General features: G+C 73.7%; 11 protein-coding genes. 5 read left to right on the plus strand and 6 right to left on the minus strand.

What is annotated here, in order from left to right; genetic code table 11:
- Positions 1 to 504 precede the first annotated feature (504 nt).
- The 6 genes from ACIGO8_RS07660 to ACIGO8_RS07685 form a co-directional block, all read right to left on the minus strand.
- Positions 505 to 1,482: a zinc-binding alcohol dehydrogenase family protein gene (locus ACIGO8_RS07660; protein ID WP_399725444.1), complete on the minus strand. Its 978-nt coding sequence runs from the start codon at positions 1,480 to 1,482 to the stop codon at positions 505 to 507.
- A gap of 80 nt (positions 1,483 to 1,562) precedes the next feature.
- Complete coding sequence (locus ACIGO8_RS07665; protein WP_399725447.1) at positions 1,563 to 1,970, minus strand: hypothetical protein; 408 nt, start codon at positions 1,968 to 1,970, stop codon at positions 1,563 to 1,565.
- Between the two features lie 18 nt (positions 1,971 to 1,988).
- Entirely contained in the window at positions 1,989 to 2,693 is a 705-nt protein-coding gene (gene fabG / locus ACIGO8_RS07670) for a 3-oxoacyl-ACP reductase FabG (RefSeq protein WP_399725450.1), read from the minus strand.
- On the minus strand, positions 2,690 to 3,373 hold the full coding sequence (locus tag ACIGO8_RS07675) for an HAD family hydrolase (RefSeq protein ID WP_399725453.1): 684 nt from the start codon (positions 3,371 to 3,373) through the stop codon (positions 2,690 to 2,692). The genes fabG and ACIGO8_RS07675 overlap by 4 nt, the downstream gene beginning before the upstream one ends.
- Entirely contained in the window at positions 3,370 to 4,380 is a 1,011-nt protein-coding gene (locus ACIGO8_RS07680; RefSeq protein WP_399725455.1) for an AfsA-related hotdog domain-containing protein, read from the minus strand. The genes ACIGO8_RS07675 and ACIGO8_RS07680 overlap by 4 nt, the downstream gene beginning before the upstream one ends.
- A 51-nt stretch (positions 4,381 to 4,431) precedes the next feature.
- Entirely contained in the window at positions 4,432 to 5,433 is a 1,002-nt protein-coding gene (locus tag ACIGO8_RS07685) for a hypothetical protein (protein ID WP_399725457.1), read from the minus strand.
- A 292-nt stretch (positions 5,434 to 5,725) separates the two neighbouring features.
- Here ACIGO8_RS07685 and ACIGO8_RS07690 point away from each other — a divergent pair, with 292 nt between their 5' ends.
- Genes ACIGO8_RS07690 through ACIGO8_RS07710 form a run of 5 tightly spaced genes read left to right on the plus strand, consistent with a single transcriptional unit; the run spans position 5,726 to position 11,632 of the window.
- Complete coding sequence (locus ACIGO8_RS07690; protein WP_399725460.1) at positions 5,726 to 6,010, plus strand: acyl carrier protein; 285 nt, start codon at positions 5,726 to 5,728, stop codon at positions 6,008 to 6,010.
- Positions 6,003 to 7,226: a beta-ketoacyl-[acyl-carrier-protein] synthase family protein gene (locus ACIGO8_RS07695; protein ID WP_399725463.1), complete on the plus strand. Its 1,224-nt coding sequence runs from the start codon at positions 6,003 to 6,005 to the stop codon at positions 7,224 to 7,226. Before ACIGO8_RS07690 ends, ACIGO8_RS07695 begins: the two co-directional genes overlap by 8 nt.
- Positions 7,223 to 8,413 carry a beta-ketoacyl synthase N-terminal-like domain-containing protein gene (locus ACIGO8_RS07700; RefSeq protein WP_399725466.1) on the plus strand — a complete coding sequence of 397 codons (1,191 nt, stop codon included), beginning with the start codon at positions 7,223 to 7,225 and terminating at the stop codon, positions 8,411 to 8,413. The genes ACIGO8_RS07695 and ACIGO8_RS07700 overlap by 4 nt, the downstream gene beginning before the upstream one ends.
- Positions 8,410 to 10,035, plus strand: coding sequence for an FAD-dependent monooxygenase (locus ACIGO8_RS07705; RefSeq protein WP_399725468.1), 1,626 nt, complete (start codon positions 8,410 to 8,412; stop codon positions 10,033 to 10,035). The genes ACIGO8_RS07700 and ACIGO8_RS07705 overlap by 4 nt, the downstream gene beginning before the upstream one ends.
- A 13-nt stretch (positions 10,036 to 10,048) precedes the next feature.
- Complete coding sequence (locus ACIGO8_RS07710; RefSeq protein WP_399725471.1) at positions 10,049 to 11,632, plus strand: MFS transporter; 1,584 nt, start codon at positions 10,049 to 10,051, stop codon at positions 11,630 to 11,632.
- Positions 11,633 to 11,763 lie beyond the last annotated feature (131 nt).

Consider the following 11,763-nt stretch of genomic DNA (forward strand, 5'->3'; position numbering starts at 1 on the left):
GGCGGCCTCCGTGGCGGGCCGGCGGTTCGACGACCGCGCTCACCGCGACCGCCGTACCGCCGCACCGCGGCCCGGGCCGGGCCGGTGCGGGCCGTGCGGGCCGGGGCGGGCCGGGGCGGGCCGGTACGGGCCGGCTCAGGCTGCTGGCTTGATCCAACTCAGACCGGTTCCGGCCGGCTTGAGCCGACTCAGGCCGGTGCAAGCCGGCCCAGCCAGACCAGGCCGGACCAGGCCAGGCCAGGTCGGCCCCAGCCAGCCGGCTCAGCCGGTCGGCTCAGCCGATCGGCCCCGGCCAGCCGGCTCAAGCCCGTCGGCCCCGGCCGGTCGGTCCCAGCCAGCCGGCTCAAGCCGGCAGGCTCAGGCCATCGGCTCAGGCCATGGGCTCAAGCCCGTCGACCCCGGCCGGTCGGCTCAAGCCAGCCGGCTCAGGCCATCGACTCAAACCAGCCGGCCCCGGCCCGTCGGCCCAGCCCCGCCGGCTCAGGCCATGCGACCCACATCACCTCACGTCACCAGCACCACGCGCCCGGTGGTGCGTCGCTGTTCCAGGAGCTCGTGGGCGCGGGCCGCCTCGGTCAGCGGGATGCGGGCGTGGATCGCCGGGCGTACGGAGCCGTCGGTGACCATGCGGACGAGGTCGCGCACGGCCTGCTGGGCCTGGCGCGGGCGGTGTTCGAGGACGGCGGGCATGCTGAAGCCGATGACGCTGCGCATGCCGAGGAGGTCCAGGACCGGCAGGTCGGGCTGGGCGGTGTCGCCGCCGGAGCCGCCGAAGACGACGAGCCGGCCGTACGGGGCGAGCAGCCGGACGTCGGTGACGAGCTGCTTGCCGCCGATGCCGTCGAGGATGACGTCGACGCCGCCGCCGGCGGCCTCGGTCACCCGCTCCGGCCAGTCGGGGGCCGTGTAGTCGACGGCGTGGTCGGCGCCCAGGGACAGGATGAAGTCCCGCTTGCTCGCGGAGCCCGCGGTGGCGATCACCCGGGCCGCGCCGAGGCGGCGGGCGGCCTGCACGGCGATGTGTCCGACGGCGCCCGCGCCGGCGTGCACGAGGACGGTGTCGCCGGCGGCGACCGCCGCGGTCCGCAGCAGGTTGAGGGCGACGCGGCCGGTGGAGCCGAGCAGGGTGGCCTCGGCGTCGTCGATGCCGTCGGGCACGGGCAGGACGCGGGAGGCGGGCGCCGCCACGTAGTCGGCGTAGGCGTCCCGCGCCTTCCACACGACGACCCGGGTGCCGGGCGCGAGACCCTGGACGTCGTCACCGGTGGCGACGACGGTGCCGACGACGTCGGTGGACGGGCAGTGCGGGAGCGTGGGCGCGCCGAGCGGGAAGGTGCCGCGGCGGCGCTGGACGTCGGCGTGGTCGACGCCGATGGCCGTGGCCCGTACGAGCACGTCCTGCGGCCCGTACGCGGGCAGGTCGGCCTCCTCGGTCCGCAGCACGTCGGGGTCGCCGAAGGCGTGGTAGCGCACGATGCGCACGTGCGTTCCTTTCGGTGGGTCTCGGGGTGTCGGGGACACGAGGTGGCGGGCTCACGGGAGCACGGAGCCCGGTGGCGGCCTCAGTCCAGGGTGGTGCGGTCCCGCAGCCGCGTGCACCAGTCCCACACGTCGGTGTGGAGCGTGTGCAGCGGGCACAGCACGAGGACGGCCTCGCCGGCCGTGCCGTGCCGGAACCGCAGCGTCGGACCGCCGTCCTCCAGGTCCACTCCGTGCGGCCGCAGCCACCAGTCGTGCAGGGTGACGGCGATGTGGTGCAGCCGTGCGGACTTGGCGGCCAGGGTGCGTTCGCCGGCGAGCCGGCGGGCGGCCGTGCAGTCGGCCCCGCCGCACTCGGTGGTCCGGGCGGCCGGGTTCAGGGGCGTCCACCGGTCGAGGACGTCCATGTCGTCGCGGGAGAATCCGCTGGCGGGAGTGCAGTCCAGGAGGAGGACGTCCTCCCGGGCCGGATGCACGTCGGTCTCGTCCATACCGACATGCGTGCTCCGTCAGTCACCCATGCCGATGCCGCCGCTCACCGGCACCACCGCACCGGTGACGAAGGCCGCGTCGTCGGAGGCCAGGAAGCGGACCACGGCGGCGACCTCCTCGGGGGTGCCGGTGCGCTTGAGCGGCGTGTTGCCGATGAGTTCGGCCCGTCGCTTGTCGGTGACGTGCTGGATCATGTCGGTCTCGATCAGGCCGGGCGCGACCACGTTGGCCGTGATGTTGCGGCCGCCGAGCTCCCAGGCCAGCGAACGGGCCAGGCCGACGAGGCCGCTCTTGGAGGCGGCGTAGTTGGTCTGGCCGGGCGAGCCGAGGGTGCCCATCACCGAGGACATGAAGACGAGCCGGCCCCACCGCTTGCGCAGCATGCCGCCGGTGGCGTGCTTGACCAGGCGGAACGCTCCGGTCACGTTGGTGTCGAGGACGTCGTGGAAGTCGCTCTCGCTCAGCAGCGGCATCAGGGCGTCGCGGGTGATGCCGGCGTTGGCGACCAGCACCTCGACGTGGCCGAACTGGGCCTCGACCTCGGCGACCGCCTGCTTGACGGAGGCGTCGTCGGTGACGTCACAGCGGACGCCGAACAGGTCCGCGGGCGGTTCGCCGTTGCGGTACGTGACCGCCACCTTGTCACCGGCCTCGGCGAAAGCGCGGGCCACGGCGAGACCGATGCCCCGGTTTCCTCCACTGATCAGGACGGTGCGGCTCATGACGGGATCCTTTCGGGGTGCGGCGTGAGGTCGGAGCCGTCCTGCGCGAATCCGCAGGCGGCCCGGAGGGCGCGCACGGCGCCCTCGGTGTCGGTGAAGTGCAGTCCGCGCCAGCCGGCCCGGACCGCGCCCTCGCAGTTCTCCGCGAGGTCGTCGGCGAGCAGGTTCTGCTCCGGCGGAAGCCCGGAGCGGCGCGCCGCCAGGTCGAAGACCTCCCGGTCGGGCTTGCGGCAGCCCACCTCGAAGGACATGACGAGGTCGTCGAAGTCCTCGGGCGGCACCATCAGGCGCCAGTACGGGTCCCAGCCGGGCGGCATGTTGGACAGCAGGCCCACGAAGACGCCGGCGGCGCGCAGGCGGCGCAGCTCCTCGATCCAGGGCTCGTTGACCCGCCGATCGGCGAACCACCGTTCGGCGAAGCCGGACATGTCGGCGGTGACGCCGAAGGAGTCGCGCAGCACCTGCTCGACCTTGCGGCCCCACTCCTCCTCGGTGGCGAGCGGGGTGTCGAGGACCTCCATGGAGCCGGCGCCGTAGGACTCGCCGACGACGCGCATCGCCGCGTGCAGGGTGCGCGGCTCCAGTCCCATGGGGCGGCAGAAGGACTCGACCGCCCAGGACAGCGGCGGGGTGAGGACGCCGCGGAAGTCCGTCCAGACGGCGCGTACGGGGGCGGTCACGCCGCCGCGCCCGTCTCGACCGGGCTCGCGGCCTCCTCGGCGAGGCGCACGGAGACGGTGGCGATGACGCGTCCGGACTGCTCGAAGACGACCTCGAGGGTGTTGGCGTCGCGTTCGGGCATGGTGGCGGCGAGGGTGACGGGGGCGTCGAGCTCGGCGAAGCGGAGGAAGGCGGCGTCCATGCCGAGGACGTGGGTGCGGCCGAGCCGGCGGCCGCGCCAGAAGGCGGCCAACAGGCTGAGCTGGCGGGCGCCCTCGAGCAGGGTCATGGCCGGGAAGTGGTCGTACTCGTGGTCGAAGAGGCTGCGGTTGGCGAAGTCGGGAGTGAGCCGCGCGGTGAGCCGGCCGTCGTCGAAGACGGGCGAGGAGAGCACCACGTTGCCGCGGACGTTGCGGCCGACCTGCTCGGGCGCGAGGACGGCGGAGCGGTCGGGCGCCGGGACCTCGCGGGTGGAGGGCGCCTCGCCGCCGCGCTGGAACTCGCGCAGCGCCTTGTACTCGGTCTTGGTGAGGGCGCTGACCTGCATGGTGGCGACGCCGACGGGGCGGCCGTTGAAGGTGAGTTCCTGGGCGACGCCGACCTTGCGGGCGCGGTCGGCCTTCATCCGTACGGTCGGGTACTCGGTGAGCAGCTGGAGCTCGCCCGGGTCGCTGCCGATGCGCAGCGCGTCGGGGTCCTCGAGCTGGACGGACACCTCGTTGACGAGGAAGGAGGTGTCCATCGGGATGTCGAGGAAGGTGTGGGCGGCGCAGACGGCGGCCTGGCGGGAGGCCTCCAGGACGAGCAGGACGTCGGTGACGGCCGGCTCCTGGACGTGGTCGTTGTAGTAGCTGTGGGACAGCGGGGTCTGGGCGCCGGCGAGGTAGACGGAGTCGCCGACCTGGCGTGCGTCGGTGACGAACACCTCGGCGACCGCGGCACGGTGCACCAGGTGCCGGTCGACGGTGTGGGCGAAGCGTATCTGCAGGGCGGGCTCGGCGGCCTGGGCCACCGCGGTCTCGGACATGTGGGGTTCTACTCCGTGCTTCGTGTGAGGGGCGCTGGGAAGGGGCGCGGTTCAGCCGCGGGCGGCGCGGCGGCGTCCGCCGCCCACGACGGCCACGGCCGCGACGGCTCCGGCCGCGAGGAGCAGGCCGGTCACGGTGAGGGTGGCGGCGTCGGGGTGGGCCAGCGACTGGCCGCGCAGGGCCTGCCAGGTGACGATGGCGACGAGGCCGGCCCAGACGATGCCGAGGTCCACGACCAGGCCGGTGGCGACGCGCTCGTCGGCGAGGAGCGAGCCGCGCCGGCGGCGGCCGGCCCGGACGAGGGCGAGGGCGGCGAGCGGCACGACCTGCAGGGCGTGGATGCCGACGAAGTGCGGGATGCGCAGATCGCCGCCCACGGTGCTCCAGTTGGTCAGCGGCATGCCGGGGCCGCCGTCGGCCACGCCCACGTTGTGGGCGCCGACGAGGGTGGGAAGTCCGGCGTCGAGCGCCTGCTGCTGCTCGGGCGTGGCCGGGTTCATGAGCATGCCGAGGGCCATGCCGATGATGGCGAGCCACAGGCCGAACCGGACGCCCCAGCGCAGCGGGAGGGGCAGCGACCGGTCCCGGAGGACCAGCACGCCGGCGACGAAGTTGGACGACCACAGGACAATCACCGCGACGGTCATGCTGTTCATGAACGCGATGTTGACGTCGGTGGTGTGGTTGAAGTGGCTGAACGTGCCGCGGCCCGCCTGGATGCCGATGATCAGCATCTCGGCGAGGGAGCTCAGGGCGATCAGGGTGCCGGCCCACCACGCCGTTCGCGGGAAGCGGGTGACGCGCGGCAGGAGCCAGGCGAGCGTCAGCCCGTAGACCGCGAGGGAGAAGGCGAAGTGCAGCGGCTTCAGCCAGATCGGTGCTCCGTTGAGGACCCGGTCGTCGAGGGCCAGGGCCACCAGGGCGCCGAGGGTCACGACGCCCATGGCGCCGGAGAAGACGGCCAGGGGCCGGTGGAGCGCCGGGCCCGGGGCCACGGGCGCGAGGGCCGCCGCCGTGTCGCCTTCCCGGGTCGCACTTATCGCTGAGGGCATCGGAATTCCCTTTCTACGCCGCGCCTTTCGGGGCGTTCCGGGAACGAGCATGGGTGCCGTCCGGCGCCGTCTCAACGCCAGTGCCACCAAGAGGGACGGGCACTACCTCGAAAGTGACATCGAGACACATCACCCCTGGTCGAAGGGGTGCCACTGGTCGATACACGGCTGCTGCCACTTGCGGCGACGAGGTGGGCGCCTTGGTGGCAAATCCCTTCTCCTGCCCTGTCCGGCCTGCCAGATTCCTTCTCACCGGTCGTCGGAGGTCGACGGCCGAGAGGGGAGACCTACCGTGTCGAACAACTCTGTGGCGCTGTCGTCCGAGGAGATCGAGGCCCGCATCCGGATCATCGTCGCCGAGGAGCTGGAGCTGGAGGACGAGCCGGCCGAGCTGGACGCCTCCGCGCAGTTCGTCGAGGACTTCGACGCGGACTCGCTGGCCCTGATACAGATCCTCGCCCGGATCGAGAAGGAGCTGGGCATCGCCGTTCCGGTCGACCAGAGCGAGAACCTGACCGACCTGTCCGCCCTGTCCGGTCACGTGATCTCGCTCGCCTCGGAGGCGGAGCGTGCCTGAGACCACCGCACGGCGCGTCGTGGTGACCGGGCTGGGTGCGGTGAGCAGCCTCGGCATGAGCGCCGACGCCCTCGCCGACTCGGTCCGGGAGGGCCGGAGCGGCATCTCGCCGATCCGTTCCTTCGACACCGCGGGCTTTCCGAGTGTGATGGCGGGTGAGGTGCACGACTTCGAGCCGCGCGCCGCACTGCGCCGGCTCGACACGGACCGGTGGGGGCGCTCCAGCCTCCTCGCCGCGGCCGCGGCGGCCCAGGCCGTCGAGGACGCCGGTCTGGACCGTGCGGAGCTGTCCCGGGCCCGTGCGGGTTCGGCGATGGGCACGACCAGCGGAGAGGCGCCGGCCGTCGACCGGCTCACCCAGGAGTGGGTGGCCGGCGGGCTGAAGAGCCTCTCCCCGCACCTGGTGTCCCAGGTGCCGGCGGGCCGGATCGCGGCCGCCGTGAACACGGAGCTGGGTCTGACGGGCGAGGCGCAGACGCTGCCCACGGCCTGCTCCGCGAGCAACTACGCCATCGGTTACGCGGCCGACCTCGTCGGCACCGGCGAGGCCGACTACATGATCGCCGGCGGCGCGGACTCGGTGAACCGCTACACCCACGCGGGCTTCCTGCGTCTGGGGGCGCTCTCCGAGGACGTGTGCCGGCCGTTCGACAAGGACCGGGCCGGCATCCTGACCGCCGAGGGCGGTGTGGCGCTGCTGCTCGAGCCGCTCGACCGGGCCGTGGCCCGCGGCGCGCGGATCTACGCGGAGGTGCTCGGCTACGGGCTCAGCTGCGACGCCAAGCACATGGTGCACCCGGACTCCGGGAGCATCGCCGAGTGCATCCGGCGGGCCCACCGCAACGCGGGCGTCACGCCGGACCAGGTCGACTACATCAGCGCCCACGGCACCGGTACGCCGACCAACGACATCACCGAGGTCACCGCGATCCGCGAGGCGTTCGGCGACAAGCTGCCGCCGGTCAGCTCGGTGAAGTCCATGCTCGGCCACACCATGGGCGCGGCCAGCGGTTTCGGCGCCCTGATCTGCTGCAAGGCGATCGAGCAGGGCTTCCTGCCGCCCACGGCGAACCTCCGTGAGACGGACCCGGCGCTCGGCCCGGGCCTGGACCCGGTGCCGAACAAGGCCCGTCCGGCCGAGGTCCGCATCGCGCAGAACCACGGCTTCGCCTTCGGCGGCAACAACGCCATCACGATCCTCGGGAAAGTGTCATGACGACAACGCTCGCTTCGAACCCCGGCGCCGCACCGGCGACCGCGCTGCCCCGGGTGCGTCCCCTGGCCGTCACCGCCCACGGTGTCGTCTCGCCGGCGGGTCTCGGTCTCGACGCCCTCGCCGAGGCGCTGCGCGGGACCCGCGAGGCCTGCGACGACGCCGGCCAGCTGCCGCTCGGTGAGGCGGAGGCGGACGGTCTGCCGGGCGCCGTGCGGGTCGTGCCGGACTTCCGGATCGCGGACCACGTGGGCCGCAAGGGCACCCGTCACCTGGACCGGACGACGGCGCTGGGCCTGGCCGCGGTGGCGGTGCTCCGCTCCGGTTCGGCCGATCCGGTGGACGCCGTCTCGGCCGACGACCCGGAGTGGTCGGCGACGGGTGTGGTCATCGGCAGCACCTCGGGCAGTGTGCGCAGCAGCAGCGAGTTCGCCCGCGACACGCATGTCCAGGACCGTCCCTACCTGGTGAACGCGGCCGCGTTCCCGAACACGGTGATGAACTCGGTCACCGGCCAGGTGGCGATCTGGCACGGTCTGCGCGGCATCAACGCCACCCTGTCCGGTGGCACGACGGCGTCGCTGAACGCGTTCCGCTACGCCCGCAACGCCCTGGCCCAGGGGCATGCCGAGCGGCTGGTCGTGGGCGGTGTCGAGGAGCTGTGCCCGCAGACGGCCTGGGGCTGGCAGGCCACGGGCTGCCTGACCGAGGGCACGCCGGTGGGCGAGGGCTGCGCGGTGTTCACCGTCCGGGACGCCGAGGCGGCCCGTGCGGCGGGTGCCCCGGTGCTCGCCGAACTCCTGGCCTGCGAGACGGCGTTCGTGCCCGAGGGCGAGCGGCCCGGTCCGGCCCTGGCGCTGGCCGGCCTGATCGGCCGGGCCCTGGAGCGCAGCGGTGTCGACGCCTCCGAGGTGGAGCTGGTGTCGCTGGGCGCCACCGGTCTCGCCGGCCTCGAGGAGGCCGAGCAGCGGGCGGTGCGCAAGGCGCTGGGCGACCGCCCGGTGGCGAGCGTCCGCGTCAAGGACGTCGTCGGCGAGGCGTACAGCGCCGACGGCGCCCTGCAGCTGGCCGCCGTCCTGGCCCACTGGCAGGGCGAGGGCGCGGCTCGGGGCCGGGTCGCGCTGGTCACCTCGGTCGGGCACGACGGCAACGTCGCCTGCCTGGTCGTACGGGACGGAGCCGCCCGATGAGCACGCAACGGAACGGCGCCGGCGTCCTCGTCGTCGGCGCCGGGCCGGTCGGTCTGGCCGTGGCCACGGGACTGCTGCAGCAGGGCGTCCCGGTCCGGCTGGTCGACCAGGCCGAGCGGCCGAACCCGCACGCCAAGGCGATCACGCTGTGGCCGCGGGCGCTGGAGGCGCTGGACCGGCTGGGTGCCGCCGAGGAGATCCTGGACCGCGGTCTGGCCCTGCACGCGCAGAACTACCACTCGGGTGGCCGCAAGGTCGCCCGGCTCACCTTCGACAAGGTCCGGGACACCCGGTTCCCGTTCGCGGTGTCGCTGCCGCAGCAGGAGACCGAGGAGGCGCTGCGCCACCGCTTCGAGGCGCTGGGCGGCAAGACGGAGTTCGGTGTCCGGCTGACCTCGCTGGAGCAGGACGGCGAGGGCGTGACGGTGACGCTCGCCGACGGCGAGGAGCGGGAGTCGACGCTGCGGGTGGACTGGCTGGTCGGCGCGGACGGCGCCCACAGCACGGTGCGCTCCGCGCTCGGCACGGGCTACGAAGGGGAGACGTATCCGCAGCAGTTCCTGCTGTCGGACGGCCCCTGCGACACGCCGCTCGCCCAGGACGAGGCGCACTACTTCATGACGGCCAAGGGCGTGCTCGTCGTGGTCGGCCTGCCCGGCGGCAACTTCCGGGTCTTCACCAGTCTCGCGCCGGACGCCGAGATCGCCGAGGACGTACGGGCGGAGGTGCAGCGCGCGGCCTCCGAGCGCTGCCCGGTGCCGATCCGGCTGACCGGCGAGCACCGTACGGGCGTGTTCCGGGTGCACCGCAGGATCGCCGACCGCTTCCGCGACCGGCGGGTGCTGCTGGTCGGCGACGCGGCGCACATCCACAGCCCGGCCGGCGGCCAGGGCCTCAACACCGGTATCGAGGACGGCGCGACGCTCGCCTGGCGGCTCGGCTCGGTGGTGGCCGGCGGTTCGCCCGAGTCCTTCCTGGACCGCTGGGAGGCGGAGCGCCGCGCGGTCGCCCAGGGCGTGCTCGGCGACACCGATCTGCAGACCCGGCTGTGGATGATGAAGGGCTGGAAGCGCACCGTGCGTGACACGGCGCTGCGGGCCGGCGAGCGCTCCGGTCTGCTCGACCGGTTCGTCATCCCCCGCCAGACCCAGCTGTCCCTGATCCATCCCGGCCCGCGCCGGTCCTTCGGCCGGCTGCGCGAAGGCGCGCGCCTGCCGGACGTGCCGCTCTCCCCCGCGCGTGACGCCGGCGGCGTCCGTGTCGAGCGGCTGCACGACCTGCTCGACGGCGGCCGTCCGCTGCTGCTGGTGTTCGCCGCCGACCAGCGGCGCACGTCCCGTACCGCCGAGGCGTTCCAGGCCGCCGCCGCGCTCGACCGCCCCGGTCACCACACCCTCGTCGTCTCCGGCGCCCCGTTCCCCCGGGACAGGAGCGGCGTGCCCGTGCTCGCCGACCCTGCCGGAGCGCTGCACGCGGCACTGGGCCTGCGCGGCCCCGCCGTGTGCCTGGTGCGCCCCGACGCGGTGGTCTCCACGCTCAGCAGACCGGGCGATCTCCGCCTGGTCAAGGACCTCGTGGAGCTGCCCGCCCACCCGCACCCCGTACAAGAACCGCTCACATAAGGAGCTCGACCCCATGACCACCCCCGACACCCGGCCCGCCGCCGGGACCCGACCGGGGCTCACCCTGCTCGTGGTGTGTCTCGGCGTACTGATCGTGCCGCTCGGCGTCAGCGGCACACCTGTCGCGCTTCCGGACATCGGCCGCGAACTCGGCGGCGATCTGGCCTCTCTGCAGTGGGTGGTCAACGCCTACAACGTGATGGCGGCCAGCCTGATGATGGTCGCCGGCTCGCTGGCCGACCTCATCGGCCGCAAGAAGATGTTCGCGTTCGGCACCGCGCTGTACGCCCTGTCGCTGGTCGCGACGGTGCTCGCGCCCAGCGTGCTCGTGATCGACATCGCCCGTGGTCTGGCCGGTGTGGCCGCGGCCGCGCTGATGACCTCGGCGACCGCGATCGTCGCCACCAGCTTCGACGGCGCCGAGCGCGCCAAGGCCTTCGCGGTGGCCGGCATGACGCTCGGCGCCGGTCTGGCGCTCGGCCCGACGACCAGTGGTCTGCTGGCCGGCGCGTTCGGCTGGGAGTCGGTGTTCTACGCGCACCTGGCGCTCGTGGTGCTGTCGATGCTCGGCCTGCCGTTCCTGGCGGAGTCGCGCAACCCGGACGCCGGCCGCATCGACTGGCCCGGCACGATCACCTTCAGCCTGGCGCTCGTGCTGTTCACGCTCGGCATCATCCAGGGCCCGCAGAGCGGCTGGGGCAGCGCGACGGTGCTGGGCCTGTTCGCCGGTTCGATCGTGCTGGTCGTGGTGTTCGCCGCGGTCGAACGGCGCCAGAGCGCGCCGATGTTCGACCTGTCGCTGTTCAAGGAGCGCCGCTTCCTCGGCGTGAACCTGCTGAACGTCGCCTTCTCGTTCGGCTTCATCGGCCTGCTCCTCGTGCTCCCGGCGTACCTGATCGGTGCCAACGGCGCGAGCAGCGAGGGCGCCGGACTGATCATGCTGCTGCTGACCGGTCCGGTGCTGTTCTGCCCGCTGATCGCCGGCAAGCTGGTCGCGGGCGGCATGCAGATGCGCACGGTCCTGGGTCTCGGCCTGTTGCTGATCGCCGCGGGCTGCGCCCTGCTGACGATCGTTCACCCGGACATCTCGGTCGCCGGTCTGGCGGCGCCGCTGCTGGTCTCCGGTGTCGGCGTGGGTCTGATCATGGGTGTCCTGGACGGCGCCGCGGTCAGCACGGTGCCGCCGGAGCGGGCCGGTATGGCCGCCGGCATGTTCAACACCATCCGCCTGGCCAGCGAGGCGATCGCGGCCGTGGTGATGGTCGCCGCCCTGGCCTCGCTGGTGCGCTCGCAGATCTCCGACGGTCTCGGCCGCTTCCTCGGCCAGGACGCCTCGGCCGGCCGCGCCTCCGACCAGGTCGCCAGCGGTGACACGGCGAGCGTGGTGGCGGACGCCCCGGCGAAGCTGCGGGACTCCTTCCTGGACTTCCTGTCCCAGGGCCACACCGACGCCCTGCGGGTCGTCCTGTGGGCCTCCGCCGCGCTGTGCGCGGTGACCGCGGTGGTCGTGCACCTGATGCTCGCCGAGAAGCCCGCCCCGGCGGCGGCCGGCGGCGACGTCGCCGCGCCGCGTGAGCGGACGCTCGTCGAGGACTGACGGCCCGTCTGCTCCACCCCCCCTCCCGGGGGGGGCGGGGGGGGGCCCCCCCCCCCCGCGCCCCCCCCGCGGGGGGGGGGGCGCGGGGCCCCCCCCCCCCCCCCCCCCCCCCCCCCCCCCCACAACCCCAC

It is taken from the genome of Streptomyces sp. NPDC053493 (assembly GCF_044544825.1).
Lineage (GTDB): Bacteria > Actinomycetota > Actinomycetes > Streptomycetales > Streptomycetaceae > Streptomyces.